Source organism: Bacillus sp. MM09(2025) (assembly GCF_050496725.1).
GTDB lineage: Bacteria > Bacillota > Bacilli > Bacillales > Bacillaceae > Bacillus > Bacillus pumilus.
Map to the genome: position 1 here is coordinate 563,613 of NZ_JBNWEN010000004.1, position 26,095 is coordinate 589,707.

At 42.0% G+C, this 26,095-nt stretch carries 31 protein-coding genes and 1 riboswitch; of the genes, 10 read left to right on the plus strand and 21 right to left on the minus strand.

Annotated features, from left to right (window positions below; genetic code table 11):
• Positions 1-151: 151 nt before the first annotated feature.
• The 14 genes from ACQYAC_RS09290 to ACQYAC_RS09355 all read right to left on the minus strand — a co-directional run bounded on the left by ACQYAC_RS09290 (position 152) and on the right by ACQYAC_RS09355 (position 11,888).
• Positions 152-289 carry a hypothetical protein gene (locus tag ACQYAC_RS09290; RefSeq protein ID WP_162839378.1) on the minus strand — a complete coding sequence of 46 codons (138 nt, stop codon included), beginning with the start codon at positions 287-289 and terminating at the stop codon, positions 152-154.
• 215 nt (positions 290-504) lie between these two features.
• Positions 505-873, minus strand: a complete 369-nt coding sequence (locus ACQYAC_RS09295) for a carboxymuconolactone decarboxylase family protein (RefSeq protein WP_003212803.1) — start codon at positions 871-873, stop codon at positions 505-507.
• Positions 874-977: 104 nt separating this feature from the next.
• A complete protein-coding gene (metQ, locus tag ACQYAC_RS09300; protein ID WP_058013730.1) occupies positions 978-1,799 on the minus strand; it encodes a methionine ABC transporter substrate-binding lipoprotein MetQ in 822 nt (273 codons plus the stop codon).
• A gap of 14 nt (positions 1,800-1,813) precedes the next feature.
• Complete coding sequence (locus ACQYAC_RS09305) at positions 1,814-2,482, minus strand: methionine ABC transporter permease (protein ID WP_058013729.1); 669 nt, start codon at positions 2,480-2,482, stop codon at positions 1,814-1,816.
• Positions 2,475-3,500 carry a methionine ABC transporter ATP-binding protein gene (locus ACQYAC_RS09310; RefSeq protein ID WP_058013902.1) on the minus strand — a complete coding sequence of 342 codons (1,026 nt, stop codon included), beginning with the start codon at positions 3,498-3,500 and terminating at the stop codon, positions 2,475-2,477. Before ACQYAC_RS09310 ends, ACQYAC_RS09305 begins: the two co-directional genes overlap by 8 nt.
• Before the next feature lie 154 nt (positions 3,501-3,654).
• Positions 3,655-3,763: riboswitch (SAM riboswitch) on the minus strand.
• A 102-nt stretch (positions 3,764-3,865) separates the two neighbouring features.
• Positions 3,866-4,210 (minus strand): SCP2 sterol-binding domain-containing protein, encoded by a 345-nt coding sequence (locus tag ACQYAC_RS09315; protein ID WP_058013728.1) that lies wholly within the window; start codon positions 4,208-4,210, stop codon positions 3,866-3,868.
• A 120-nt stretch (positions 4,211-4,330) separates the two neighbouring features.
• Complete coding sequence (locus ACQYAC_RS09320) at positions 4,331-4,633, minus strand: thioredoxin family protein (RefSeq protein WP_003213095.1); 303 nt, start codon at positions 4,631-4,633, stop codon at positions 4,331-4,333.
• A 12-nt stretch (positions 4,634-4,645) separates the two neighbouring features.
• Complete coding sequence (locus tag ACQYAC_RS09325; protein WP_144492875.1) at positions 4,646-4,990, minus strand: toprim domain-containing protein; 345 nt, start codon at positions 4,988-4,990, stop codon at positions 4,646-4,648.
• A 128-nt stretch (positions 4,991-5,118) separates the two neighbouring features.
• The gene (locus ACQYAC_RS09330; RefSeq protein ID WP_169055664.1) at positions 5,119-5,355 is read right to left on the minus strand and encodes a YusG family protein; all 237 of its coding nucleotides are present in this window, start codon (positions 5,353-5,355) and stop codon (positions 5,119-5,121) included.
• A gap of 45 nt (positions 5,356-5,400) precedes the next feature.
• The gene (gene gcvH, locus ACQYAC_RS09335) at positions 5,401-5,784 is read right to left on the minus strand and encodes a glycine cleavage system protein GcvH (RefSeq protein WP_003213614.1); all 384 of its coding nucleotides are present in this window, start codon (positions 5,782-5,784) and stop codon (positions 5,401-5,403) included.
• A gap of 66 nt (positions 5,785-5,850) precedes the next feature.
• Positions 5,851-6,207, minus strand: coding sequence for an arsenate reductase family protein (locus tag ACQYAC_RS09340; protein ID WP_429943162.1), 357 nt, complete (start codon positions 6,205-6,207; stop codon positions 5,851-5,853).
• Positions 6,208-6,516: 309 nt separating this feature from the next.
• Positions 6,517-8,298, minus strand: coding sequence for an acyl-CoA dehydrogenase family protein (locus ACQYAC_RS09345; protein ID WP_429943163.1), 1,782 nt, complete (start codon positions 8,296-8,298; stop codon positions 6,517-6,519).
• 14 nt (positions 8,299-8,312) lie between these two features.
• The gene (locus tag ACQYAC_RS09350; protein WP_058013726.1) at positions 8,313-9,488 is read right to left on the minus strand and encodes an acetyl-CoA C-acetyltransferase; all 1,176 of its coding nucleotides are present in this window, start codon (positions 9,486-9,488) and stop codon (positions 8,313-8,315) included.
• 12 nt (positions 9,489-9,500) lie between these two features.
• Entirely contained in the window at positions 9,501-11,888 is a 2,388-nt protein-coding gene (locus ACQYAC_RS09355) for a 3-hydroxyacyl-CoA dehydrogenase NAD-binding domain-containing protein (RefSeq protein WP_429943164.1), read from the minus strand.
• Between the two features lie 199 nt (positions 11,889-12,087).
• Between ACQYAC_RS09355 and ACQYAC_RS09360 the strand changes: the two genes are divergently transcribed.
• From ACQYAC_RS09360 to ACQYAC_RS09370, 3 genes are read left to right on the plus strand one after another with little or no spacing between them, the layout of a single operon-like run.
• Positions 12,088-12,225 (plus strand): YuzL family protein, encoded by a 138-nt coding sequence (locus ACQYAC_RS09360; protein WP_003212904.1) that lies wholly within the window; start codon positions 12,088-12,090, stop codon positions 12,223-12,225.
• Between the two features lie 44 nt (positions 12,226-12,269).
• On the plus strand, positions 12,270-12,503 hold the full coding sequence (locus tag ACQYAC_RS09365) for a hypothetical protein (protein ID WP_223250686.1): 234 nt from the start codon (positions 12,270-12,272) through the stop codon (positions 12,501-12,503).
• 11 nt (positions 12,504-12,514) lie between these two features.
• A complete protein-coding gene (locus ACQYAC_RS09370; RefSeq protein WP_058013724.1) occupies positions 12,515-12,862 on the plus strand; it encodes a spore coat protein in 348 nt (115 codons plus the stop codon).
• Between the two features lie 33 nt (positions 12,863-12,895).
• On the opposite strand, the gene ACQYAC_RS09375 is transcribed toward ACQYAC_RS09370, so the two are convergent.
• The 3 genes from ACQYAC_RS09375 to ACQYAC_RS09385 form a co-directional block, all read right to left on the minus strand.
• The gene (locus ACQYAC_RS09375) at positions 12,896-13,147 is read right to left on the minus strand and encodes a YusU family protein (RefSeq protein ID WP_429943165.1); all 252 of its coding nucleotides are present in this window, start codon (positions 13,145-13,147) and stop codon (positions 12,896-12,898) included.
• Between the two features lie 74 nt (positions 13,148-13,221).
• Complete coding sequence (locus tag ACQYAC_RS09380) at positions 13,222-14,052, minus strand: ABC transporter ATP-binding protein (protein WP_003213584.1); 831 nt, start codon at positions 14,050-14,052, stop codon at positions 13,222-13,224.
• Between the two features lie 148 nt (positions 14,053-14,200).
• Entirely contained in the window at positions 14,201-14,647 is a 447-nt protein-coding gene (locus ACQYAC_RS09385) for a YusW family protein (RefSeq protein ID WP_429943948.1), read from the minus strand.
• A gap of 111 nt (positions 14,648-14,758) precedes the next feature.
• On the opposite strand from ACQYAC_RS09385, the gene ACQYAC_RS09390 reads away from it, so the two are divergent.
• Positions 14,759-15,604: an oxidoreductase gene (locus ACQYAC_RS09390; protein WP_061409557.1), complete on the plus strand. Its 846-nt coding sequence runs from the start codon at positions 14,759-14,761 to the stop codon at positions 15,602-15,604.
• 45 nt (positions 15,605-15,649) lie between these two features.
• On the opposite strand, the gene ACQYAC_RS09395 is transcribed toward ACQYAC_RS09390, so the two are convergent.
• Positions 15,650-17,020: a S1C family serine protease gene (locus ACQYAC_RS09395; protein WP_429943166.1), complete on the minus strand. Its 1,371-nt coding sequence runs from the start codon at positions 17,018-17,020 to the stop codon at positions 15,650-15,652.
• Positions 17,021-17,356: 336 nt separating this feature from the next.
• On the opposite strand from ACQYAC_RS09395, the gene ACQYAC_RS09400 reads away from it, so the two are divergent.
• Both ACQYAC_RS09400 and ACQYAC_RS09405 read left to right on the plus strand, forming a co-directional pair.
• Entirely contained in the window at positions 17,357-18,034 is a 678-nt protein-coding gene (locus ACQYAC_RS09400; RefSeq protein WP_003212732.1) for a response regulator transcription factor, read from the plus strand.
• A complete protein-coding gene (locus tag ACQYAC_RS09405; protein ID WP_306011175.1) occupies positions 18,031-19,362 on the plus strand; it encodes a sensor histidine kinase in 1,332 nt (443 codons plus the stop codon). Before ACQYAC_RS09400 ends, ACQYAC_RS09405 begins: the two co-directional genes overlap by 4 nt.
• A gap of 20 nt (positions 19,363-19,382) precedes the next feature.
• Here ACQYAC_RS09405 and spxO read toward each other — a convergent pair whose 3' ends face one another.
• Positions 19,383-19,547: an anti-adapter protein SpxO gene (gene spxO / locus ACQYAC_RS09410; protein ID WP_003212782.1), complete on the minus strand. Its 165-nt coding sequence runs from the start codon at positions 19,545-19,547 to the stop codon at positions 19,383-19,385.
• Positions 19,548-19,739: 192 nt separating this feature from the next.
• On the opposite strand from spxO, the gene ACQYAC_RS09415 reads away from it, so the two are divergent.
• Positions 19,740-20,618 carry a TetR/AcrR family transcriptional regulator gene (locus ACQYAC_RS09415; RefSeq protein ID WP_429943167.1) on the plus strand — a complete coding sequence of 293 codons (879 nt, stop codon included), beginning with the start codon at positions 19,740-19,742 and terminating at the stop codon, positions 20,616-20,618.
• A gap of 80 nt (positions 20,619-20,698) precedes the next feature.
• On the opposite strand, the gene fumC is transcribed toward ACQYAC_RS09415, so the two are convergent.
• Positions 20,699-22,093 (minus strand): class II fumarate hydratase, encoded by a 1,395-nt coding sequence (fumC, locus tag ACQYAC_RS09420; protein ID WP_429943168.1) that lies wholly within the window; start codon positions 22,091-22,093, stop codon positions 20,699-20,701.
• An 89-nt stretch (positions 22,094-22,182) separates the two neighbouring features.
• A complete protein-coding gene (locus tag ACQYAC_RS09425; RefSeq protein ID WP_003213147.1) occupies positions 22,183-22,350 on the minus strand; it encodes a YvzF family protein in 168 nt (55 codons plus the stop codon).
• Between the two features lie 114 nt (positions 22,351-22,464).
• On the opposite strand from ACQYAC_RS09425, the gene ACQYAC_RS09430 reads away from it, so the two are divergent.
• Genes ACQYAC_RS09430 through ACQYAC_RS09440 form a run of 3 tightly spaced genes read left to right on the plus strand, consistent with a single transcriptional unit; the run spans position 22,465 to position 26,088 of the window.
• Complete coding sequence (locus tag ACQYAC_RS09430) at positions 22,465-23,889, plus strand: spore germination protein (RefSeq protein WP_429943169.1); 1,425 nt, start codon at positions 22,465-22,467, stop codon at positions 23,887-23,889.
• Positions 23,876-24,970 (plus strand): GerAB/ArcD/ProY family transporter, encoded by a 1,095-nt coding sequence (locus ACQYAC_RS09435; protein WP_061409565.1) that lies wholly within the window; start codon positions 23,876-23,878, stop codon positions 24,968-24,970. The genes ACQYAC_RS09430 and ACQYAC_RS09435 overlap by 14 nt, the downstream gene beginning before the upstream one ends.
• Complete coding sequence (locus tag ACQYAC_RS09440; RefSeq protein WP_212045526.1) at positions 24,967-26,088, plus strand: Ger(x)C family spore germination protein; 1,122 nt, start codon at positions 24,967-24,969, stop codon at positions 26,086-26,088. Before ACQYAC_RS09435 ends, ACQYAC_RS09440 begins: the two co-directional genes overlap by 4 nt.
• Positions 26,089-26,095: the final 7 nt, after the last annotated feature.

Sequence of the window (26,095 nt, forward strand, 5' to 3'; positions counted from 1 at the left end):
AAATTAAAAGTGAATACAACACATTCACGATAAGCGTGAGAGGATGCTCTCAAAATTCTAACAAAAAAAGCCGGTAGATAAAAGGATTTATGTCGAAAAGACTGTTTTCATAAAGAAAGGACGGGAAACTGTTCTCCCGTCCCTAAGCTATTTAATAGCCTCTTATATTCATTTTTGCGAGCTGTCTTTTCTCATCTCGATAGGACTGCTCTCGTTTATATTCCACTTTCATCCGTAAGTCATGGTCTCTTTCGTACTCTGCATAGCTCATGCCATGAGCCTTATGCATGGCCTTTTCCATCTCGGCGGTATAATCCAATCCCAGTGTACTATGGTCCGAACAAATAATAAACCATTCCCTTCTTTGAGTGTAGCTTTATTGTATCAAAGACATGCGGCTTCACTCAAAAGGGATATAGCGCGCTATGCTGGCATATTTTCTCACACAAAAGGCTGAGAACGACTCAACTCCCTGAGATGGATAAATACCATCTTATCCTTCCCTTAATGCGTCTGTCCTCCAAATTCGTCAATACATTGCTGAACGACAGTAATCCCTTGGCTCAGTGCTGCCCCGCCGCCAAATGCTGCCGCCACGCTGACAACCTCTAGCAAATTCTCCTCTGTCGCGCCTTGATCGAGCGCCCCCTTTGTATGATAAATCATGCAGTATTCATCCTGTGCATGAATACTGATGCCAAGGGCAATCATTTGTTTTTCCTTTTGCGTTAATGAATCGCTCTGAAAGCACTGCTCCGTGAATTCATTGAATTTCTTCCCAAACACCGGCATTTTCTTCTGAAATTCACCCATTGCGGTTTTATAATCAGTCAGTGATTGCTGCATGGATCCGCTCATATGCTGTTCATTCATCTTCATTCCATCCCTTCAGGTCATTTGTACATTTTTATTATGAGCGAGATTTGAAAAAATACACAAAAAAACCTCGCTTTGATGAAAGCGAGGTTAACACATGGTTATTCAGATACCGGTAGTACAGCACCGTCATATTTTTTGTCGATGAATTCTTTGATTTTATCAGAGTGAAGAACTTCCATTAAAGTCTTGATCTTATCTGATTTTTCCTCACCTTTGCGAACCGCCACGATGTTTGCGTATGGGTTGTTTTTTGTTTGCTCAAGTTCGATTGAATCGTTTTTCGGATTCAATTTATTTTGGATCGCATAGTTGACGTTGATAAACACAGCATCGCCTTCACTGTTTTCATAAGCTTTCGCAGTTAATTCAGGCGCGATTTTTTTGAATTTTAGGTTCTTTGGGTTTTCTTTGATGTTCTTTACAGTAGCGTTGATTGTATCAACCTTTGGATCAAGTTTGATGACACCAGCATTTTGTAATAGGGCAAGCATACGTCCTTGCTCAGCTACGTTGTTTGTCATGATGATCGTGCCGCCGTTTGGAATATCTTTTACTGATTTGTATTTCTTAGAGTAGATACCGAATGGCTCAAGGTGAACCGCACCAGCACTCACAAGGTTGTAATCTTTGTTTGATTTATTTTCTTCGTTTAAGTAAGGGATATGTTGGAAAAAGTTCGCATCCACTTCTTTTTCAGATAACGCTTTGTTGTACATTTTGTAATCGCTAAGTACCTTCACTTTGAGGTCGTAGCCTTTTTCTTTTAGAAGTGGTTTTGCTTCTTCAAGAATCTCGGCATGTGGTGTTTTTGAAGCAGCAACCGTAATGGTTTTGCTATCACTTGCGTTATTAGATGAACCGCATGCAGCTAAAATGCCTGCAAATGCTAGGAATAGTGCACTTAAAATCAATTTCTTCATGAATAAATCCTCCCTTATCGTTTATCAATTTTATTTGTAATCAAATCACCGATTATTTGAATAATAAAGACGATGATGAGAATAAACACAGTGGCAACAAGTGTGACATCTGTATTACCAGATTGGTATCCTTCCACATAGGCAAGGTCACCAAGTCCGCCTGCTCCAATTGCACCTGCAATCGCAGTTGAGCCAATTAAAGCAATCGCTGTTACGGTAATACCTGAAATGAGGGCAGGCAATGATTCTGGCAGCAATACTTTGAAAATGATGGTCGATGTTTTCGCTCCCATTGAGCGTGCTGCTTCAATGACTCCTTTGTCTACCTCACGCAGTGCAATTTCGACAAGACGTGCATAGAATGGAGCTGACCCAATGACAAGGGCAGGGAGTGCTGCATTTGGACCTAGAATTGTATGCATTAAGAATTTCGTGAACCCTAATAAAAGAATAATTAAAATGATAAAAGGAATCGATCTGAAAATGTTGACGACTGCACCGATGACTGTGTTGATCGGTTTATTTTCCCAAAGACCACCTTTACTTGTGAGAAAGAGCAGGAGTCCAAGAATAATTCCGATCACAAAGGCAAATGCCAATGAAATGAGTGTCATATAGACCGTTTCACCCGTTGCATTCCAAATGACTTCTAAATCAACGTTCGGAAACCATTTCTCAAACATGTGTCATCACCTCAATTTCAACCTGTTTACTTTGGATATAGGCGATGGCTTTTTCTACCTCGGTCTCTTCTCCATTAATATGGATAAAGAGTGTTCCAAACGCGCCTTCCTGCGTTTGAGAAATCTTTCCTTGAAGGATGTTTACATCGACATTGAAAGATCGAATGATTTCAGTGATGAGCGGCTGCTCGGCAGAATCACCAATAAAGGACAACCGTACGACCTGACCTTCTTTTACACGCTCTAAGACGTGCTCGATTGTTTCTTTCGCTTCCTCTGGTTCAGCAAGCTGCTGGACAAATCGCTTCGTCATTTCTTCCTTCGGCTGTCTGAAGACGCGTAATACTTCGCCTTCTTCGACTATGCGTCCATTCTCCATCACTGCCACGCGATGACAAATTTTGCGAATGACATGCATTTCGTGTGTAATCAGCACAATCGTCAGCCCAAGTCGTTTATTGATATCTGCTAAAAGATCAAGGATAGAATCCGTTGTTTGCGGATCAAGCGCTGATGTTGCTTCGTCACAAAGAAGAACCTTTGGATCATTTGCTAATGCTCTCGCAATCCCCACACGCTGTTTTTGTCCGCCACTAAGCTGAGACGGATACGCATTTTCTTTTCCTTCTAAACCGACTAATTTAATCAGTTCATTCGCACGTTCTCTTCGTTTTGATGCCTTTACACCTGCGATCTCAAGCGGGAACATAATATTTTGTCTCACCGTTCTTGACCAAAGTAGGTTAAAGTGCTGGAAAATCATGCTAATTTCTTGTCTTGCTATCCGAAGTTTCGCATTCGATACTTCATTGATCCGGTTGCCTGCCACTTCAACAATTCCTGTTGTTGGCAGCTCCAGACCGTTTAATAGGCGAATAAGCGAGCTTTTCCCGGCACCGCTATACCCGATAATTCCGAATATTTCACCTTTACCAATATCCAAGTTGACGTCTTTCACGGCATCAACATTTCCGCTTTTTGAATGATACGTTTTTGATACATTCTGTAAATGGATCACAGTCTGTTCACCTGCTTTCTTGCTGAATCTATAGGTTGCCATCACATACATTATTTATTCTTCCTGCTGCCATGCTTCGCGCCTGGCTTGAGGTCAGTAAAAAAGACCTAACTGCAATGCAAGCAGAAAGGCCTTTTATGTTCAATACGCCTTTCTCTCATCTTTCAAAGCATTGCGGCTTTGAGTGAATTGGCACCAATTTCAGCTATGCTGACGGTTGCCGGGTTTCATAGGGCACGTCCCTCCACCTCTCTTAATAAGAGAAAATATGTTGTTTTATGTGATGTTCATGTTTTTACTAACGTAGAATATCATGCTACCCGAGATATGTCAACGCTGTAAATCGCTAATTTCCTAGTAAACGACTACGTTATCATTTTTCGAAAAAAACCGTTCGTCAGCCAAAGCACCGCCTCTAGTCTTAGGAGCGCACGGAATGACCCTTTTACTTTCACTTGTCCCCTGCTAATTAACTGCTGTAAGGACATATCTCCATCTAATAATTGAAGTATTTCTTTTCTCTCACCATAAAAGATGAGATCCGATAACTCAATTGCAGGTAGTTTCTTCACTTCACCACGCTCATCCACAATCAATGTACAAGAGTCAGTTTCCGCCTCAAATGTAATCTTCAAGGATGATGATGAGAGCAGCGGCTTTAGCAATAATCGCTGCCCTGTTGTGTTACCATGGGTTTTCACTTTTTCCACATGTATAACCTCCCTGTCATTTGGTTATACATAACATTTCTCTACAAACATTGGCTTGTCCTTTATAAATAACTCGACAAATTTTCAGATGAATTGCTTGAAATATGACAAAAAACCGCTTTATTTAGCGGTTTCAATCATTTCGTGAAGATATGGAACAGAGTGAAAGGCATAGCCTTTTTGCACTAGCTCACCTTTTTTAAACAGTAGAAAGCAAGGAACGCTTTCGATCTCAAAAGCTTTCGCAAAGCCTGGTGAGTAGTTTAAGTTATTTTCGTAAAATGGTACATCCGGCTGCATGGTGTCAACGACAGCAAGCATTTTCTTTGCCAGCTGACATGTCCCGCAAAACGGTGTATATAAGTATAAAAGAAATAAATCGTCCTTTATCTCCTTGAATTCGTGTTCTTCAATCTCTTTCATATACGTCCACCCTCATACATATTTCGAATGAACATCAATGTTTGCAGCTAATAGGATAGATGCAATGTGGGCTGACGGTGAAGCGGCCACTTCGCGGTACGTTCTGTCGACAAAAAGATGAAGTGCTTCAGGGAATTCTTTTCGAAATTGCTTCCGCAGTTTGTCGCCTGCATCGTCACTGTCTGCTAATATGTAAACGTCTTTCCCCAATAATTCGTCTACGAGCTGATCCAGCTTCGATGTACTGATCGTGCCATTGGTGCAAATGATGGTAACAGGTTCACTTATGATTTCTTTTAGTTTTTGTTTATCTGTTTTACCTTCTACAATGATGACCTTTTCTACCTCTACATTCATCACGATCACCCGGCCCTTTTGACTTTGTTCACTTCTCCCTTAGATTACAATCTTTCATCGAGGTTGTAAAGATTGTGCGCTTGCACTAAAAAGACTGCAGCTTATGCTCACTGCAGCCTTATCTGTGATTAGCACCAGCCATTTTCATCATCACAGTCTACATATTTTTCTGTCCCGTGAGCCAATGTATCCGTCAGACGATAAAAACGATTTTGATCATAGGAATAACCTGATTTTAGCTCATATTGGTTTTCACTAATCATCGTGCCAATCTCTTCATTTTGATGATACAGCACCATGCCGCTTTCTTTGAATCGACCAGTGACATGATCTGTTATATCCACCTGTTCTTTTTGAAAAGACAAATTGGACACCCCCCCATAAAGGTAGAGTGTCCAATTTCACGTGAATTAGTCTTCTTTTGTCATTTCTTCATATTGCTCAGCAGTCATCAAGTTCTCAATTTCAGATGTATCAGCTGGCTCTACCACGATCATCCATGCTTTTTCGTATGGAGAGTCATTGACGAATTCAGGGCTGTCATCCAGCTCATCGTTCACTTCGACGATTGTGCCGTTGATCGGTGCGTAAAGCTCAGAAACTGTTTTCACTGATTCTACACTTCCGAAAGGCTCGTCCGCTGTAATTTTGTCTCCTACTTCAGGAAGCTCAACGAACACGATATCGCCTAGCTCAGATTGAGCAAAATGCGTAATACCGATACGCACCTTATCTCCTTCTACTTTGACCCATTCATGTTCTTCTGAATAACGTAAATCTTTTGGTGTGCTCATTCAATACCCCTCCAGTCTTTTCTTTCAATCTATATTGAAGATACCACAATCTGAATGAAAGTTACATCATTTCCAGACGCTTTTAAATGTATCTTCATTAAATCCAACTGTGACTCGTTTACCGTCTGTTGTAATCGGACGCTTGATCAGCTTTCCGTTAGATGCGAGTAATTCTAGCTGCTCGTCCTCTGACATTGCAGGAAGTTGATCTTTCAGCTGCAGCTCTCGGTATTTCTGTCCGCTTGTATTAAAGAATTTCTTCAGCTCTAAGCCGCTTTTTTCATAAAGGGCTTTTAATGTTTCTTTATCAGGCGTCTCTTCGACGATATGTATGCTATTGATGTCTTTATTGTGTTCTTCCAGCCATTTTTTTGCTTTTCGGCATGTACTGCAAGATGGGTATTCATAAAAATCTAAAGCCACCATTTTCACCTCCTGCAAATAGTGACAACATTTTATCACAAAATATTTTAAAAACCTAAATGTATGCTTACAAAAAGGTGCGGAATGATATCCGCACCTCAGCGTGTAGACAAACCCTCGCATTCGGTATCAGGTCTGCGCTTCGGTGCTCACGAATGTCAAATTCGCTCCGCTCCGGTGCTCGTCCTTCCTAGACTTCAAAGGTTTTCTATCACGCTGAAAAGAAGACAAAGGGCTAAAATAAAGATCATTTTAGCCCTTTGTCAACAATCTGAGGTACGGAGTGACAGCCGCACCTTTTAAGCCGTCTTATACGATATATTTCTCTGCTTCAAAGATTCGTTTCGCCACTTCGCGCTTTTTGGCGATGACATTAATCGGGGTGAATCTTGTCAGTTTGCGAAGAGCTGACAGACTCATGCGGAGTGCATCTCCTTCTTCCATCGCGATCAAGGATTCTTTTGCATGGGCTTCAATTTTTAAGAAGGCTTCCTGCGTGAAAATTTGTGTGTAAACAAGCTTTTGAGTATTCTTATCAAGCCCTGATGCAGCGATTGCCTTTTCAGTACGCAGAATCGCCGATTCAGCAGCAAAAATTTCATTGACGATATCCGCTATGTTCACAAGAATCTCTTGCTCTTTGTCTAATGCTTTTCCATACTTCATCGCCGCCATTCCAGATACCATTAAGGCGATCTTTTTCGCATGGGTGAGCAAGTATTTTTCTTGATCGAGCGGCTGATCACCCGGCTCTTCCGGCATCATCATCATGAGCTCTTCCTGTAAGGTTTGCGCCTTTTGAAGAAGCGGAAGCTCTCCCTTCATCGCTTTCTTCAAGAATGTGCCTGGTACAAGGAGACGGTTGATTTCGTTTGTCCCTTCAAAAATACGGTTAATCCGCGAGTCACGATAGGCTCTTTCGACCTCGTATTCTTGCATGAATCCATATCCGCCGTGAATCTGCACGCCCTCATCCGCAATATAGTCTAAAGTTTCAGAGCCAAGCACTTTACAAAGAGAGCATTCAATTGCATATTCTGCAATTGACTGGGCAATTTGTTTGCCGTCCTTTTGCTCTTCTTCACTTAATAGACCCATGCGCTGTTCAAATAATCCAACTGTGCGGTAAACAGCACTTTCCATCGCATAGAGCTTTGCCGACATGTTGGCTACTTTTTCACCAATTAAGCTAAATCGAGAAATTGGCGTTTGGAATTGCTTACGCTGGTTTGCGTATTCTGCCGATAATTGAATGACACGTTTTGACGCGCCAACTGTCCCGACAGCCAGCTTGTAGCGCCCGATATTTAAAATATTAAAGGCAATGACATGACCTCTGCCAGCCTCACCTAGTAAATTCTCTTTTGGCACTTGAGCATCTTCAAGGATCAACGTTCTTGTCGAGGACCCTTTAATGCCCATCTTTTTCTCTTCAGGTCCCGTTTTGACACCGGGAAAATCCTTTTCTACGATAAAAGCAGAGAAGTGTTCACCATCAATTTTCGCATATACGACAAAGACGTCGGCAAATGCGGAGTTTGTGATCCATTGTTTTTCCCCATTCAACACATAATGAGTTCCGGCTTCATTTAAGACCGCAGTTGTCTTTGCTCCAAGAGCGTCAGAGCCTGATCCTGGCTCAGTTAGGGCGTACGCCGCAATTGTTTCTCCAGAAGCGAGTCCAGGCAGGTATGTTTCCTTTTGCGCTTGATTTCCGAACAGTACGATGGGCAGAGATCCAATGCCGACATGGGCGCCATAGGAAAGTGAGAAGCTCCCTGCTCTGGAGAATTTCTCGGTAATAATGGCTGAACTGATTTTATCTAATCCGAGCCCGCCGAATTCTTCAGGCACGTCAGCTCCTAGCAGCCCAAGCTCTCCAGCCTTTTTGAGAAGCCTGACAGAATGCTCAAATTCATGCTTTTCAATTTGATCTATATATGGAACAACGTCTTGTAAAATATAATCCTCTGTTGTCTTTCCAATCATTTGATGCTCATCAGTGAAATCCTCTGGTGTAAAGATATGCTCATAATTCGTCTCATCAATTAAGAAGCTTCCACCCTTTTTTACCTCTTCCATTGCTTTCATCCTGATTTCCCCCTTTAGATCAATTCAAAAATTCCTGCTGCTCCCATGCCCCCGCCGATACACATTGTGACGATACCAAATTGCTCGTTTCGACGTTTCATTTCATGAATAAGTGACAGTGTCAGTTTCGTTCCTGTACAGCCGAGCGGATGTCCGAGCGCGATTGCCCCGCCATTCACATTCACTTTCTCTTCATCAATCCCTAAATGACGAATGACTTGAATGGCCTGAGAGGCAAACGCTTCGTTTAATTCAAACAGCCCGATATCTTTCAGCTCAAGTCCAGCGATTTTCAGCGCACGCGGAATGGCTTCAATTGGACCGATTCCCATTACCTCAGGCGGTACACCGCCAACAGCAAACGCCCGGAACTTGGCGAGTGGCTGAAGGGAAAGTGAGGATGCTTTCTCACGATCCATCATCATCACACACGCAGCGCCGTCACTTGTTTGTGAAGAGTTTCCTGCGGTTACCGTGCCCTTTGTTGAAAAAGCCGGACGCAAAGTGGAAAGAATCTCCTCCGTTGTCCCTGCTCTTACGCCTTCATCCTGTGAGAACGTGAATTGATGTTCTTCTAATTGATATTGCTCTCCTACCCGCCGCTCTGTTACATCAACGGAGACAATTTCATCTGAAAACTTTCCTTCCTGTAATGCTTTGGCTGCCTTTTGATGACTTCTTACCGCAAAGGCGTCCTGATCTTGACGTGTGACCTGATACTTTTGCGCCACCTGCTCTGCCGTGTGTCCCATGCTCATATAATATTCAGGCGCTTGTTCTGCCAAATGAGCATTCGGACGAATGGAGTGACCCATCATCGGCACCTGTGACATCGATTCGACGCCACCGGCTAAGATTGTTTCTGCCTGACCGAGCATGATTCGTTCACCCGCATAAGCGATGGACTGAAGACCAGATGAGCAGTAGCGGTTAATGGTGATGGCAGGGACTGTATACGGAAGTCCTGCTAATGCTCCAATATTCCGAGCCACATTTAACCCCTGCTCTGCTTCTGGTGTTGCACATCCGATAATCAAATCATCTATCTGTCCGTCGTAATCACCGGCACGCTTTAATGTTTCTTTTACACACAATGCGCCCATATCATCAGGCCGAACATGTTTTAACGATCCTTTTTTCGCCTTACCTACTGGTGTTCTCGCGCCAGCGACAATGACTGCTTCTCTCATTTTGACTCCCCCTTAGTTACGTAAAGGTTTTCCTTTGACGAGCATGTGCTGCATGCGTGCTTGTGATTTCACTTCTCCTACAAGACTTAAAAAGGCTTCCCTTTCAAGCTCTAATAAGTATTGCTCCTCTACTTCTGTTCCAAATGGCAGTTTTCCGCCGGAAATAACATGAGCTAATTTTTTAACAATGGTCATGTCATGCTCTGAAATGTATCCAGACAATCTCATATTTTCAGCCGCCAATATCATTGCTGCATAGCCTGTTTCGCCCATGACGGGCACCTTTTGCTTGAGCGGCGCACGATAACCCGCTTCATCAAGAGAGAGCACAAGTTGTTTCGCATCATAGATCAAGTGATCTCCGTTCATACTGATTCGGTCACTCGCGCGAAGCATGTTCATATCCCGCGCTTCCTCTGCCGAAGTGGATACTTTCGCCATTGCAATTGTTTCAAATGTTTTCATCGTGGCGTCTTGTATAGCGGTCTGCGATGGCTTCGCTGATCCTTGTAGATGGCGAAGGTATAATTCTTTGTTTCCACCGCCGCCTGGAATCAGTCCAACTCCCGCTTCGACAAGACCCATGTATGCTTCACTCGACGCCTGAATAGCTGCTGCCGGCAGACAAACCTCTGTTCCGCCTCCAAGTGTCATACCAAACGGTGCAGCAACGATTGGACGGTCGCTATATTTCACCTTCATCATTGCCTGCTGGAAGCGGCGGATCACAAAGTCAATTTCAAAGAAATTATCGTCCTGAGCTTCCATTAAAATCAAAGCAAGGTTGGCACCAACACAGAAGTTCTTGCCTTGGTTTCCGATGACAAGCCCTCTATAATTTTGTTCCACCTCATCGACAGCGCGATTGATCATGTCAATGACATCTAGTCCAATGGCATTGCTTTTGGAGTGAAATTCGAGCAAGGCGACATCATCACCGATATCGATCAAGCTCGCACCAGCATTTTTAAAAATAACGCCGTGCTTCTTTTTCAATCTCGCTAAGGAAATATTCTTTTCGTTTCCTTTTTCCTGTTCATAAGTCCCATTATGATAAAACGCACGCTCTCCATCAGCATTCTCTTGATAGAATGTATCGTGTCCTTCTGAAAGCATGTCTTGCACCCACTGCGGGATGCTGTGACCTTCTGCTTCCATGCGCTCGACTGCTTTTTTCACACCGATTGCATCCCATAGCTCAAATGGACCGTGCTGCCAGCCAAACCCCCATTTCATTGCGTTATCGATGGACTGAATGTCATCCGCAATTTCGCCTGTTAACTGAGCCGAATAAAGGAGCACAGGTGCCGTCATGTTCCAGAGCAATTGTCCTGCACGCCCATCTTGATAAATAAGCGCTTTCAATTTCGCTTTCGTTCCCTTTTGCTGCTTCGCCATCTCAATGCCTGGATCTTTCAGCTTCGTTCGTTCTCCATATGTGAGCGTCACAGGATCAAGTTCTAAAATGGCCTTTCCATTCTTTTGATAAAACCCTTGCCCTGCCTTGCTGCCAATCCATCCCTTTTCAAGCATTCTTTCAATAAACTCAGGAAGCTGGAAAATATCTTTTTCTTTTCCTTCTACTTGGTCATATACGTTGCGGGCTACATGGAAAAACGTGTCGAGTCCTACGACATCAAGTGTACGGAAGGTCGCACTTTTCGGTCTTCCAATGAGGGGTCCTGTGACTGAATCCACCTCTCCAATGGTGTATTTGTTTTCAAGCATTTCACGCACTGTCACAAGGAGTCCATAAGTACCAATACGATTGGCAATAAAGTTCGGCGTATCTTTCGCTTCAACAACGCCTTTACCAAGTACATCCTCGCCAAACGTTTTCATAAATTGGAGTACTTCTGGATCTGTTTCTTGAATAGGAATGATTTCTAAAAGCTTTAAATAACGAGCGGGGTTAAAAAAATGAGTGCCTAAAAAGTGGCGTTTAAAATCCTCTGATCGGCCTTCTGCCATTTTTTCAACCGAAATTCCCGATGTGTTACTTGATACGATGCTGCCTTCTTTGCGGTGTTCGTCGATGAGCGAGAATACGTGCTTTTTGATGCTGAGCTTTTCAGTGACGACTTCAATGATCCAGTCAGCATCTTGTAATAAGGAAAGGTGATCTGTGAGATTTCCCGGTGTGATGTATGATAGGTTTTTTGCTGAAGTAAGAGGTGCTGGCTTTTGCTTTAACAATTTTTTCATCGCTTCTTGACTTAATCTATTCCGAACACTAGGGTGATCAAGCGTTCGCTTTTTTGACGTTTCTTCCTTTGTCAGTTCGTTTGGCACAATATCTAGCAATGTTACTGGTATCCCGATATTGGCTAGATGCGCAGCAATGCCTGAGCCCATGACACCTGAACCAATGACAGCCGCCTTGCGAATATGTTTGCCCATAAATATCCCCCTAAACATTTTGAATGAACAGTCATTCATTTTTTGTCCAAAAAAAAGCAATGCCTCTTTCTTTATCTTAAAAGATTTTCCGAAACAGTTCAAGTACGGATTTCAAAAATTTACACATTCTCATGTGCCTTACTTTGCGGCGTATGAATTAAAGACGAGAGGGCATTGTAAGAATGGAGGTGATGTCCACATGTCTCGTTTGAAGAAAAACCCATCGAAAGCAGGCGTAAGTGCTGCAAGTGTAAAAGGAAACGCAGGTCCATCACAGGAAGCAGACCTAGGCGGCAAAAAGACTAGTCAAAATCAGCAATATAAAAAGAATCAGTAAGGAAACAAAATCGTAAGGAGGAACACACCTTGAACAATCAGCAAATGAATATGCCCCCGCAAGTCATTTCAGTGAAGGATTCCTTGTACTTAGAGGATATGCTGAATTGGAACTTGATCGCTATGAAAAAGGCTCACTTTATGGCCGAGCATTGCCAGGACCAAACATTGAAACAAGAATTAAATCAAGTGGGCCAAATGCACCATCAGCATTACACACAAATTCTTCAGCATTTAGGCAGCTCAGGGCAAGGCCAGTCTACTGGCTTTATGCAATAGGAGGAAAAAACATGGAACAGCAAAACCAACAAAAAATCGGGAATCCTCAAACCCCGGTTCCCACAACAACAAACATGAATGATCGTGATTTTGTCACAGATCTCTTGTCGACTGAAAAATATATGACAAGCGGATACAACACAGCGCTCAATGAATTCAGTCATGAATCTCTTTATCAGGATATTCAGCGAATCGCGCTAGAAACTCAGAAAACACAAAGACATTTATATGATGTCATGTTCCGATATGGGTGGTATTCAGTTGAAGCCGCTGAGCAGCAAAAGCTTCAGCAGGCACACCAGAAATTTCAGCAAACACTGACAGAACAATCTCCATACGGACCATCACAGATGTCATAAAGAAAAACTGCCAGTATGGAGCTGGCAGTTTTTTTAACGGTCTTGATTGGATCGATGAGCTTCGTTCATTTGTTTGATCCGCTGAATGGTTTCTTTGATTTCTTCCTTAGCCTTTGGATACGTTTCATTAAAGTGCTTTGCTAGAGGCGGCATACTTTTTGCAATATGAGAATAGATGACCCACTGTTTCACATCTTGTTTCAGCTCGTCTGTTGATTCACCGAGCAGCAGCTCTGTATATTTCTCAAGCAATCCTTCCAGCTTTTCGTCTAGTTCATTTCCCATTTTGATCTTCCGCTCCTTTTTTCAGAAAAAAGCCTGACTCTGTACGTAACAGATGTCAGGCTTTTGACATACGATTATCTTGCAGCGAGAAATGTCTCCGCTTGCGCTTGCTGCACAATACAGCGTCCTCTGCCATGCGGAATACATAATGGCGTTCCGAATAAAGGATCTGTTGTCACTTGGCAGTTCATATCAAAGACATTTTTCACAAGATCACAATTAATGACCGTTTCTGGTCTTCCTTCTGCATAAATCGTCTTGTCTTTAATCGCTACAAGGTGATGAGCATATCTACAAGCGAGATTCAGGTCATGAAGAACCATGACGATCGTGCGCTGCTCTTTTTCATTTAAGTCAAACAGAAGGTCGAGAATTTCAATTTGATGCGTCATGTCTAAATATGTCGTCGGCTCATCTAACAAAATGATATCCGTTTCCTGCGCTAACGTCATCGCAATCCATGCACGCTGCCTTTGTCCACCTGATAATGAATCGACCGTTCGATCAGCAAGGTCTTCCATCTTCGTTGACTTCAGTGCACGATTCACTGCTTCCTCGTCCTGCTTTGACCACTGCTTCAGCCAATTTTGATAAGGATATCTGCCTTGCTTCACTAATTGATGCACGGTTAATCCTTCTGGCGCTTCTGGTCCTTGCGGAAGAATGGCGAGCTGTTTCGCTACTTCCTTTGTTGGTAATTTGGCAATGGAATGACCTTCAAGCAGGACAGAACCACCCATTGGCTTCATGAGACGGGCCAAAGAGCGAAGTAGCGTGGATTTACCGCATCCATTGCTGCCAATAAATACTGTGATTTCACCCTTAGGGATTGATACATTTAGTTCATCTATGATCATTGTTTCTCCGTAGCCTAAGCTTAAACCTTCAGTAGAAATGGCACTCATTCCGCTCAAACGCTCCTTTTCTCATGCAAATTTTTTATATGAAATATCGTCTATATATAGACGCAAAAGATCACTTATCTCAATTTAGTGTATCAGATTTAAGTGATCTTGAAAATCATTTTCAATTAAAAAATGAGAAAGTTCCGTTTTACTTCTTCTTTTGGAATGTACGTTTGCTCCCATCTTCAAGCTTAATATCGACCTGAATGCGCTGATAATCATCGTCTAAATTAAAAGCAGCTAATAGCTCATTTACATACGTTTCATTGATCTTCGCACTAGGAATAGACATATCATTTAGCTTCATCTTCATCTCCCGTAATGCTTCTTCACCTTCATAGCGGACACCGTTCATATGATCACGAATAAGTGCTTCTTCTTTGCCTTTCGCCTGACGATAGGTGGCTTCGTATAATTCGCTTTTCTGCCCGTATTGAACATGCAGGTGGAGATGCTCAAATGGAAGTTCCTTCATTTGAACCGCTGAAAGACTCTCTGCTTCTGCTTCCTTTGTTTGCTGGAGCGGCTCGATTGATTGGCAGCCAGACAGCATAAAAAGCAGCACTCCTATTTGTCCCGCCTTCTTCCAACACATCATGTGCTTCCTCCTATTTCTTATCATCGCTTTTTATTCTTCTCCATCCTTCTTTTCGTTATTCAATAAAAGAGCGGGCTATGGTAAATTGAAACAAAAAGGAGGTACGAGATGATGAAAAGGACAGCCATTGTAACTGGTGCCAATAGCGGCTTTGGCAAGCTCATCACGATAGGTCTCGCCAAGCAAGGCTATACAGTGATTGCAGGCGTCAGGCAGGAAGCCAATGCGAAAAAGCTTGCTGAAGAAATCGAGCAAGTCTCGTTATCCGAAGCGATACATATTGAAGCATTAGATGTGACAGACACGCAGTCGATTCAAGCATTTCAGAAAAAACTACATGCTTACGCCCCTATTACCCTGCTTGTCAACAATGCAGGAACAGCCTATGCGGGTTTTGCTGAAGAGGTTCCTGTTGACACGTACCGCCAGCAATTTGATGTCAATGTTTTCGGAGTCATGGAAGTGACACAAGCCGTCCTTCCGTTTATGACAAATGGTGCAAAGATATTCAATATGAGCAGCATCAGCGGATTAATGGGAATGCCCGCACTTTCTCCTTATGTATCTTCCAAGTTTGCTTTAGAGGGCTACACAGAGAGCTTGCGCATTGAACTAGCCTCGTTCGGTATACAGGCAGCCTTGATCGAGCCAGGCTCTTTCCAAACGAATATTTGGAACACGTCTATGAACGAGCACATGTTGCAGCCAGAGGAAGGCTCGAAATACATACACATTTATCAAAAGATGATGGCTCATATCAATGCCCAGAAATCAAACTACGGGGACCCGCGTGAAGTCGCAGACCTTGTGATTCGATTAGCTGAGAAGAAGCGGCTGAAAAAGCTGAGATATCCGATTGGGAAAGGAGTGCGACTTTCATTTACCGCAAAGCAGCTTCTGCCTTGGAGCATGTGGGAAAAGATCATATTACGTACACTCTCTTCAAAAAAATAAGCATAAAAAAACAGGTAGACCTTTAACGTCCACCTGTTTTTTCATTTATTCAGTTTCAGACTGTCCAAGGGTAATGTCTAGATTTTTGTTTTTCCCTTCACGAATGACAGTCATTGTTGTTTTATCGCCGACTTTTGTTTCTTTGTACAAAATTTCTTTCAGCTGAGAGCTGTTCGCCACGTTTTTCCCTTTAAACTTGATGATGACATCTCCAGACTTCAAGCCTGCTTTTTGTGCAGGTGATCCTTTTGATACATCCTTTACGTAAATCCCTTTGCCGATTTGTTTATCAAATAGGCCGAGCGTATTTTCTTGATATGTTTCAGGCACTTGCTCAAGATCAATCATTTGTACGCCAAGGTAAGGACGTTCAACCTTTCCGTTTTTCAACAGCTCATCTACTATCGGTTTGACATCGTTACTTGGAATCGCAAAGCCGAGTGATTCCACACCGCTTTCGCTAATTTTTAAGCTGTTGATACCGATAACTTGACCATCTGTATTGATAAGCGGTCCACCGCTGTTTCCTGGATTGATCGCTGCATCTGTTTGCAGTACATTCATTTCCACCGTACCAGATGACGTGTTCGCTTCAACTGTACGATCAAGACCACTAATAATCCCTTCTGTTACAGTACCAGAGAACTGGGCACCAAGCGGGTTTCCTATTGCGATCACTTTGTCTCCAGCACGGAGCTTAGAAGAATCACCAAAGCTCGCCACTTTATCAATGCCGTCTGCATTGATTTCTACAACCGCTAAATCTGTCATCACGTCACTGCCGACGAGCTTCGCGTCTTTTGTTTTTCCGTCATAAAGTGTGACCTTCAATTTATTGGCACCCTCGACTACGTGGTTATTTGTAATAATGTACGCTTTTTTCCCATCCTTTTTAAAGATGACACCAGAACCCGTTCCAGCTTCAGCTTCTGTTGAATCACCGCTAAGGCCAAACGAATTTTGGGTAGATTGATAGTTTGAGACTCCCACAATGGTTGGCTCTAAATCTTCTACCATATCAGAAACATTCGTGGCATTGGTGATTTGTTTTGTTGAGAAATTTTCAGAGGCCGCTGGTTCACTCGACGCTGTTTGCGTTTGATTGTTTGCTGCTGTGTCCTGTGACTGCGGCAAAAGCGGTGTAATGCCAAGCACAAGGCCGCCGCCAATAATTCCGCCAAGGATCGGACTGAGCCATGCTGCTTTCCGCTTTTTCTCCTTTTTCGACGCACGGTCATCCCCCATTTGAGGAGAATGGTTTGTCACACTCTCCTGAGTGGCAGAAGCTTCGTTTTCATGAGGTTGAAAAACGGCTTCCTTTTCTTTTTCAGGTTCGTCTATTTGTTTCTCATTCTCTTGATGTACATCTTCTTCTTGATTCAACTTCTTCTCTTCATCTTCTCTTCGAAAATCCATCGCTTACACTCCTTTACATCATGTTCATGACTTGCTTGATTCATATGTGTAGATAGGACTCATGTCCTCTTAATGGCAACATCATTGAAGATACTACATGACAATAAGTCAAATTATATAATACTTATTCATAGAAAAAAAGCAAGGTGCGCACATTCGTGAAAAGCACCTATTGATCTGCCTTTTGTCTATGCCCTTTTTTCCCTTGAGCTTATCATAAACAAACATTATGGGATAATAATGAGAAGAATATGTGAAATTGTGAAAAAAGCATGAGATTGTTGACATGCCGCCTTTATATCCCGTTATAATGACGTTGAGAGGATGTGGAAGACTTTGTCGTACACCATTTATTTAGTGGAAGATGAACAAAACTTAAACGAACTTTTAACCAAATATTTAGAAAGTGAAAATTGGAATGTCTCCTCTTTTTTAACCGGAGAAGCGGCACGCGAAGCAATGAATAAGCCGCCGCATCTATGGATTTTAGATATCATGCTGCCTGATACAGATGGCTACACACTGATTAAAGAAATCAAAGCCGCATCACCTGACGTACCGGTCATTTTCATTTCAGCACGCGACGCTGATATTGATCGTGTCCTCGGTTTAGAGCTGGGAAGCAGTGATTATATTGCGAAACCATTTCTTCCGCGCGAGCTGATCATTCGGGTGCAAAAGCTGCTTGAGCTTGTGTATAAAAACAGCGATACTCCGCAGCAGCAAAGTGTTACACCCGTTTCCTCTTATGTCATTCATGAGGATGTAAGAGAGGTGTATGAAGGAGATCAGCTTATTAACTTAACTTCTAAGGAATTTGACTTGCTGCTTTTATTTACACATCATCAAGGACATGCTTTTTCTCGTGAAGATATTCTCGTCAAAATTTGGGGACACGATTACTTTGGGACAGATCGTGTGGTGGATGACCTTGTCAGACGATTGCGCAAAAAAATGCCCGACTTAAAGGTCGAGACCATCTATGGATTTGGCTATAGGATGCTAAAAGGATGAAGAACAAACCACTCGCTTTTCAAATTTGGATCGTCATCTCTGGTATTTTACTCACCATCTCGATTGTCCTGATCATCCTATTTTCCAATACATTACGTAACTTTTTCACGAATGAAATTTATAAAAATATCGAAAATGAACAACAGGTGCTCACAGAATATCCGTTGAACCGAGACGGCTCGCCAAAGTCGACACCGGAAAACCGCTCGGTGCAGCACATTCTGATTCCGTCAGATGAATTAAACCAAATGGCGCAGTTTTTCCCGCACGCTTTTATTGAGAAAATCCAAGCCTTTGTGAAAAAACAAAAAAGCGCAACGAAACGCTATTCTGAAGAGGTGAATGGCCAGCACATCTTTTTTGTCATCAAAAAAGTATCAACAGGCAATACACAATATATTCTTTTGTCTTATGCGCCAGACTCTTATCGAGATGACCTGTCCTTTACGCTGTTTAAACAGCTGATCTTTATCTTGGGCACCGTTATTTTATTAAGCTGGATTCCATCGATTTGGCTTGCCCGCTACTTATCCCGTCCAATCGTTGCTTTTGAAAAGCACGTGAAGCGGATTGCACAAGAAGACTGGGACGATCCTGTCATCGTTGACCGGCAAGATGAGATCGGAAAGCTTGGTCACACCATTGAAGAAATGAGACAAAAACTCATTCAAAAGGATGAAACAGAACGGACTCTTTTGCAAAATATATCACATGACTTAAAGACACCTGTCATGGTCATCCGCGGCTATACGCAGTCAATTAAAGATGGTATTTTTCCTAAGGGAGATCTTGAACAAACGGTGGAAGTCATTGAAGGTGAAGCGGAAAAGCTTGAGAAGAAAATCAAGGATTTGCTGTACTTAACAAAGCTTGATTATTTATCAAATCAACACCCTGCACATGCTTCCTTCCTACTCAGTAATACGATGCTGGAAGTGGTCGACCGGATACGCTGGTCGAAAAATGAATTGCAGTGGAACGTGGACTTAGATGATGAGGCTGCTCTTGAAGGCGATCCAGAACAATGGAGCAAATTATTTGAGAATGTACTAGAAAATCAACTTCGCTACGCAAAAAGTAAAATTGATATTCATATGAAACAGGAAGAGGATCAAATACGCATTGTCATTCGTAATGACGGTCCTCCAATTGAAGAACATATGCTATCCAACCTATACGAACCTTTTAGTAAGGGAAAAAAGGGCGAATTCGGTATTGGATTAAGCATTGTCAAAAAAATTCTCTCCATGCATCAAGCGTCTATATCTATTGAAAATGATGAACTAGGTGTACGTTATACGATCACGGTTCCAAAGAAGAGACTGTAGGTTTTTGACCGCAGTCTTTTTTAGATGAATGAATACCCATTAAAATCACGGTATGTGGCTTTAATTTTCTTGCCAGCTTGATACATCCATTTCTTTTCAATGGTTGTCTCTTTCGGCATTTTGACTTTTTCTACTTGAATTCCTTTTGTTCGCAAGCGTCTTATCATATCATCGATTTCTCTCATGGAACATCATCCTTTCACATATTTTGACCAGTTGGTCACCTTACTTTATAATATAAAGAATTACACTGTAAAAAACAAGTTACAATCTGATTAATTTTTGAAAACTTTCGTCGTTTATGACCGATAAGTCACATCTGTTTGCGCACGTTTCCTAAGACATTTGTCTCTCGGTAAGAAAGGATGACATTCATATTGAAAAAGAAAGAGAAAATGATCATTGAGGCTGGCATGAAATTGTTTGCCAGCAAAGGCTACAATACAACGTCTGTTCAGGAAATTGCGGATGAATGCCACATGTCAAAGGGTGCTTTTTATCTTTATTTTAAATCAAAGGAAGCACTGCTCATTTCAATCTTACATTACTATTATGATAAGGTATTTACCCGGATTCATGAGGTTCAAACAGAGGGCGGCACACCAAAGGAAGCCTACCGTAAACAGCTCACTGTCTACTACGATAATATTTTGCAGCAAAAGGACTTTATTAAAATGCAGCTAAGTGATCGAGCACTTCCTATGAATGAAGAAACGCAGCAGCTCGCAAAACAAATCAGGCTTGCCACTATTCAGCTTCACATTGATAACATTAAACAGGTATATGGAGATGCAGCGATTCCATATATGGCTGATCTTTGTTTGACGATTGAGGGCATGAGCCACGTATATTTCGAGCTTGCGATTTTATATGATTTTCAGCTGGAGGCTGAGGAGCTAGCCGCAACGATGATTCACCGTATTGATGATTTGATGGGCGGTATGATGAAGCGACATGATCTTCCGCTCATCTCTGTAGATCAAGCGAGCGATTGGTTTGGTCCTATTTATGAACGGTCATTCGACCCGCTGACAGAATCTCTTTTAAAAGAACTAAGAGAGCAGGCTGAGGCACACTATGAAGTGAAAGACGAGCCTGATTTATTTGAAGCACTTGGCATTTTAGAAAATGAATTAAACAAACAGAAACCTAGACAAGTCATCGTGAAAGGCATGCTGCTTCAATTAAAATTATACACACCGCTCCGAACCCACTCCGAATCACTTTTGCGTATTTTGAAAGAGGACCATTTGTAGAACCCAAGGCATTCCTTGGGTTTCATTTTTGTTCACATCACATTCAATGAAAAAAACCAGGGGCAGCCGCCCCTGGTTTCTTATTTTGCTTTCGGTGTCACCATTTCTTCTGGTTTCACAAACTCTTCAAACTGCTCTTCTATTAACAGCTCTAATTGAAGTGCTGCTTCTTTTAACGTTAAACCTTCTTTGTGAGCAAGCTTTGCAATTTTCGCTGCATTTTCATATCCGATGTGCGGGTTAAGTGCCGTCACAAGCATCAATGAATTGTTCAAGTTTTTCTCGATTGTTTCTAGGTTTGGTTCGATTCCAATGGCACACTTGTCATGGAATGAGTTCATGCCATCAGCAAGTAATTCAACTGATTGCAAGAAGTTATAGATGATGACCGGCTTAAATACGTTCAGCTCAAAATTTCCTTGGCTGGCAGCAAAACCGATCGTTGCATCATTCCCCATAATTTGTGCTGCAACCATTGTTAAAGCTTCACTTTGAGTTGGGTTCACTTTACCTGGCATAATGGAGCTTCCTGGTTCATTTTCAGGAATAATCAATTCACCAATTCCGCAGCGAGGTCCGCTTGCCAACCATCTCACATCGTTGGCAATTTTCATTAAATCAGCTGCAAGTGCTTTTAGGGCACCGTGTGCATACGTAATTTCATCATGGCTTGTCAGCGCATGGAATTTGTTTGGTGAAGAATTGAAATTTTGACCTGTCAGCTTGCTGATTTCCTCAGCGACATATTGACCAAACTCAGGATGTGCGTTAATTCCTGTACCAACAGCTGTTCCGCCAATCGCAAGCTCTCTCATTTTTTCAGTTGATTCTAGAATCATTTCTTTTGAACGGTCCAGCATGTACACCCAGCCGCTAATTTCTTGACCTACTGTCAATGGTGTTGCATCTTGCAAGTGCGTACGACCGATTTTCACAATTTCTTGATATGCTTTTGCTTTCTCATCAAGAGTCGCTCTTAATTGATCAATCGCAGGCAATAATTTTTTGTACACAGCTAAAACAGCTGCCACGTGCATAGCAGTTGGGAATGTGTCATTTGAGCTTTGGCTGCGGTTGACGTCATCATTCGGGTGAATGCTGAACTCACTATTTTTATCTTTCAAGTAAGCAGTTGCTCTATTTGCAACGACTTCGTTCATATTCATGTTACTTTGTGTCCCGCTACCTGTCTGCCATACAACAAGCGGGAAATGCTCGTCATACTTTCCGCTGATGATGTCATCACATACAGCAGCAATTGCTTCTGCTTTTTCGCTCTCAAGGTTGCCAAGACGTTCGTTGGCAATCGCTGTGCTACGTTTCAAAATTGCAAACGCATTCACAACTTCCTTTGGCATTTTCTCAGAACCGATTTTGAAATTTTCTTTGCTTCGTTGTGTTTGTGCACCCCAGAACTTGTCCTTTGGCACCTTGATTTCGCCCATTGTATCTTTTTCGATTCTAAATTCTGTCATTATGTATCCCTCCATAGCTTCTATACACTCAACTCTATTCTATACAAAAAACCAAAATCCTTTAAGCGTTTTCAATTAAAATTTTATCTTTATTTTAATTTTAGTTCAATATAAACGCGGACATCTTTCGAATATTTGTATTTTGGGTTCGTTTTTCCGTAATCTTTTGATGTATATGTCACTTCATAATGCTTGTCAAACGACTGTAGAATACGGTCAATCTCCTCTTTTGTTCCTGCTAAACGAATTTGCGCCATCTTGTGTCCTCCAAAACCCTCATTCTTTCTTTTACCACAAAATAATGTAACACAGAATATTGTTTTTTCAAGCAGGTAATGCTAAGAAAAAGTTATTTGAGGCGGGTGATCCATTTGAATCAAACTCCACTGAAAGAGCACTTATACGATAATCTCTCTGTCATCCTCCCGCAGTTAAAGGATATGGACGATTTGATTCATGAGAAAAAAACGCTTCCTCACGGGCAAGTTGTTTACTATTTATACATAAAAGAAATGAACAAAAAGATGGAGATTCAAACCTTTTTAAAGCTGCTTCTCCAAGATCATACGTCTCTTACAAAAGAAAAGTTGGAATCTAATTTATCCATGATGACCACTCGTTCGGTCAAGACCTCTGAAGAATTGATTGATGCGATTTTTGAAGGTCACTGCGTGGTGCTGATTAACGGATTTCAGCATGCTTATATATTAGAAACAAACGGAACGAAGAAACGCAATTTAGGGGATTCTACCTCTGAAACAGTCGTAAGAGGACCCAAAATTGGCTTTATTGAAGATTTAAATACGAATTTAGCGCTTGTAAGACAGCGCTTAAAAAATCCTGATGTCAAAACCGTCGATATGAAGATTGGTTTACAGAAATACACACAGGTGACCATCATGTACATCGACGGTATCGTACAAGTACCCGTTTTAAAGGAAGTCAAAAAGCGGCTCAAGCAAGTCACCATTGATGATATACAGGACTCTGGTGTTCTTGAGGAGCTCATTGAAGACAATGTGTACTCTCCTTTTCCACAAATTCAAAACACAGAACGGCCGGATAAAGTCGCGTCTGCTTTAAACAATGGCCGGGTCGCCATTTTTGTCGATCACTCACCTTTTGTGTTAATTGTACCTGCTTCGCTCGCCACAATTATGCAATCACCTGATGATTATTATGAAAGGTGGATCGCTGCCTCTCTCATTCGGATGCTGCGGTTCACCTCGATCTTTCTGACATTATTTTTATCAGCCATTTATATTGCGCTTGTGTCCTTCCATCAAGGGCTTTTACCAACAACTCTTGCTATTTCAATCTCAAGTACGAGAGAAAATGTCCCCTTTCCGCCTATTGTGGAGGCGCTTATCATGGAGATCACAATTGAACTGCTGCGGGAAGCCGGTTTAAGGCTGCCAAATCCGCTCGGTCAAACGATTGGACTTGTTGGCGGAGTTGTTATTGGACAGGCTGCCGTTCAGGCACATATTGTCAGCTCGATTATGGTGATTATCGTGAGTGTCATTGCACTTGCATCCTTTACTGTTCCTCAATATGGAATGGGCATGTCCTTTCGCGTGCTCCGTTTTGTGTCCATGTTTGCTGCGGCTACCTTTGGTTTATACGGGATTGTGCTGTTTATGCTCGTACTCCTTACCCATCTCACACGTCAAAAAAGTTTTGGCACACCGTATTTCTCACCAGATTTTGTGTTCAGCTATAAAAACGAGGACAATTCCATTATTCGATTGCCCTTAAAAAATCAACAGAAAGGAGAACGAGATGGTCAATCATAAAGAGTCGATATCAAGCTATCAGGCAAGTGCCATTATTGCAAATACAACACTAGGCGCAAGTATGATGATTCTGCCACGTTCAATGGCTCAGGCTGCGGCTACACCTGACGGCTGGATTGCACTCTTACTCATGAGTGTCATTTACATTGTGTTTATTTTTGCAAATGTCCTGATGATGAAAAAAGTACCTTTCTCCTCATATTATGATTATACGAATGAGGGACTTGGAAAATGGATTGGCGCGCTTGCCAACCTCTTGATTATTATTTATTTTCTTGGCGTTGCCAGCTATGAAGTACGGGCTATGTCGGAAATGGTCAAATTCTTTCTGCTTCAAAACACGCCAGTAGCTGTGACAATGATCAGCTTTATTGTGGTTGGGTTTTATCTGGTGATTGGCGGAATTGGTGATTTAGCGCGGCTTTTCCCTTTTATACTGATTGTGACGCTCATCATCTTATTTGTCGCTTACGGACTTAGCCTTCAAGAATTTAAGTTAGATAACCTCCGTCCCGTTTTAGGAGAGGGATTCACCCCTGTCTTCAAATCTTTGAACGCATCAGCCATTTCGTTTGTAGGCATTGAAATGATGCTGTTTATGCCTGCCTATTTGAACACACAAAAACATACCTTTGCTTATGGGACAGTCGGCTTTTTAATTCCAGCGATTATTTATATTTTCACTTATATTCTTGTGATTGGTGCGCTGACTGTCAAAGAAACGGCGACTTTGACTTGGCCGACCATTGCCTTATTTCAATCTTTTGATATTCAAGGAATTTTTATTGAGCGAATTGACTCCTTTTTGCTTATCGTTTGGTTGGTTCAGCTTTATACAAGCTTTGTCGGATATACATTTTTTGCTGCAATCGGGGTGTCTAAACTGACCAAGTTTCCTAAACAAGTGGTCCTTGTTTTAATGGGAATTGTCATTTACTTTGCAGCGATTTTTCCAAAGGATGTCGATACAGTGCGAAATTATTTAACCTATGTGAACAACCTCTTTTTCCTGCTGTTCGGCATTCTCCCGTTTCTCTTATTTATCATCGTGTTTTTCAAAAGGAGGCGGAACACAACATGAAAAAGAAAGCAGCTGTTGCTCTTTTGACGCTGGTTCTATTAAGTGGTTGCTGGGATAGCACAAATATTGAGGAGCTTAACATGGCGATTGGATTTGCAGTAGACAAAGGGGACCAAGGGAATAAATTAAAGGTATCTATGCAAGTCCTCGTTCCTCAAAAGATCTCTCAGGAATCAAACATCAAAGACCCTACGAAAATCATTGAAACAAACGGGGATTCTGTGCATCAAATATTCCGCACAACGGCGCTGAAAAGCCATCGCATTTTCGCACAGCAGCTACGGGTGTTTTTGTTTTCTGAGGAACTCATCAATGAGAATGATTTCGACCTCGTCATTAATCAATTCATTCGAGACAATGAAACGAGGAGAGGAGGCCTCGTCTTTATGACCTCTAAGAATCCTGGAGACATGCTGAAAATCAATGACGACGGACAGCCAGCCTCTACGACCTTATACGATCTTTCTGAGAATAGAAAATCGACCATTCGCATGTTTAAGACTAGCTCATTAGGAGATATTTCTTCTGCCATGCAAAACAATGTATCTTTCGCTATTCCGAAAGTCAGCGTCGATCAAGGAAAATTAATGATCGATGGAGCCTCTATTATTAAGAATAAGCGATTTCTCACCAATATCTCTCCGTTAGCAGTACAGTCATACAATCTGTTAACTGGAGACGGACTGGGTGGAGTCATTGAATTTGAATATGAACACAGCATCTACTCTTTTGAGATTTTCAAACTCAAGCACCATATTAAAACCAATAAATCAGCCAGCGGAAAATATCAATTTGATGTGTCAGTGGAACTTGATGGACGATTGTCTGAGGATTGGAATGAACGTGAGAACGCTTTTAATGAAAAGTATCTCAGAGAAATTGAAGGCGTTGTCAAGCGTCGAATAGAGACAAGCGTTAAAGATTTCATCGGTGAATTACAGCATGAGATCAAAGCTGATATTTGCGGTTTCTATCAGAAGGCAAGTATTGCTTACCCGAAGGATTTTCGAAAAGATGCAAAACATTGGGATGAAATTTTTAGTGAATCAGATATTCAGTACAAAGCAAATGTGAAAATCCGTGACTTCGGGACTAAGGGCGCAACACAATCCTTATAGAGTATGT

Excerpts from the sequence above, each read along its gene's own strand:
- ACQYAC_RS09385 (WP_429943948.1), bottom strand. The coding sequence starts at position 14,647 with ATGTGTTGGAAGAAGGCGGGACAAATAGGAGTGCTGCTTTTTATGCTG.
- ACQYAC_RS09375 (WP_429943165.1), bottom strand. The coding sequence starts at position 13,147 with ATGGGAAATGAACTAGACGAAAAGCTGGAAGGATTGCTTGAGAAATAT.
- ACQYAC_RS09325 (WP_144492875.1), bottom strand. The coding sequence starts at position 4,990 with ATGAATGTAGAGGTAGAAAAGGTCATCATTGTAGAAGGTAAAACAGAT.
- ACQYAC_RS09360 (WP_003212904.1), top strand. The coding sequence starts at position 12,088 with ATGTCTCGTTTGAAGAAAAACCCATCGAAAGCAGGCGTAAGTGCTGCA.
- ACQYAC_RS09365 (WP_223250686.1), top strand. The coding sequence starts at position 12,270 with ATGAATATGCCCCCGCAAGTCATTTCAGTGAAGGATTCCTTGTACTTA.
- fumC (WP_429943168.1), bottom strand. The coding sequence starts at position 22,093 with ATGACAGAATTTAGAATCGAAAAAGATACAATGGGCGAAATCAAGGTG.
- ACQYAC_RS09435 (WP_061409565.1), top strand. The coding sequence starts at position 23,876 with ATGGTCAATCATAAAGAGTCGATATCAAGCTATCAGGCAAGTGCCATT.
- ACQYAC_RS09350 (WP_058013726.1), bottom strand. The coding sequence starts at position 9,488 with ATGAGAGAAGCAGTCATTGTCGCTGGCGCGAGAACACCAGTAGGTAAG.
- ACQYAC_RS09345 (WP_429943163.1), bottom strand. The coding sequence starts at position 8,298 with ATGAAAGCAATGGAAGAGGTAAAAAAGGGTGGAAGCTTCTTAATTGAT.
- metQ (WP_058013730.1), bottom strand. The coding sequence starts at position 1,799 with ATGAAGAAATTGATTTTAAGTGCACTATTCCTAGCATTTGCAGGCATT.
- ACQYAC_RS09290 (WP_162839378.1), bottom strand. The coding sequence starts at position 289 with ATGCATAAGGCTCATGGCATGAGCTATGCAGAGTACGAAAGAGACCAT.
- ACQYAC_RS09425 (WP_003213147.1), bottom strand. The coding sequence starts at position 22,350 with ATGGCGCAAATTCGTTTAGCAGGAACAAAAGAGGAGATTGACCGTATT.
- ACQYAC_RS09405 (WP_306011175.1), top strand. The coding sequence starts at position 18,031 with ATGAAGAACAAACCACTCGCTTTTCAAATTTGGATCGTCATCTCTGGT.
- ACQYAC_RS09305 (WP_058013729.1), bottom strand. The coding sequence starts at position 2,482 with ATGTTTGAGAAATGGTTTCCGAACGTTGATTTAGAAGTCATTTGGAAT.
- ACQYAC_RS09380 (WP_003213584.1), bottom strand. The coding sequence starts at position 14,052 with ATGAGTGCCATTTCTACTGAAGGTTTAAGCTTAGGCTACGGAGAAACA.
- ACQYAC_RS09390 (WP_061409557.1), top strand. The coding sequence starts at position 14,759 with ATGATGAAAAGGACAGCCATTGTAACTGGTGCCAATAGCGGCTTTGGC.
- spxO (WP_003212782.1), bottom strand. The coding sequence starts at position 19,547 with ATGAGAGAAATCGATGATATGATAAGACGCTTGCGAACAAAAGGAATT.
- ACQYAC_RS09355 (WP_429943164.1), bottom strand. The coding sequence starts at position 11,888 with ATGGGCAAACATATTCGCAAGGCGGCTGTCATTGGTTCAGGTGTCATG.
- ACQYAC_RS09395 (WP_429943166.1), bottom strand. The coding sequence starts at position 17,020 with ATGGATTTTCGAAGAGAAGATGAAGAGAAGAAGTTGAATCAAGAAGAA.
- ACQYAC_RS09370 (WP_058013724.1), top strand. The coding sequence starts at position 12,515 with ATGGAACAGCAAAACCAACAAAAAATCGGGAATCCTCAAACCCCGGTT.
- ACQYAC_RS09295 (WP_003212803.1), bottom strand. The coding sequence starts at position 873 with ATGAATGAACAGCATATGAGCGGATCCATGCAGCAATCACTGACTGAT.
- ACQYAC_RS09440 (WP_212045526.1), top strand. The coding sequence starts at position 24,967 with ATGAAAAAGAAAGCAGCTGTTGCTCTTTTGACGCTGGTTCTATTAAGT.
- ACQYAC_RS09320 (WP_003213095.1), bottom strand. The coding sequence starts at position 4,633 with ATGAAAGAGATTGAAGAACACGAATTCAAGGAGATAAAGGACGATTTA.
- gcvH (WP_003213614.1), bottom strand. The coding sequence starts at position 5,784 with ATGAGCACACCAAAAGATTTACGTTATTCAGAAGAACATGAATGGGTC.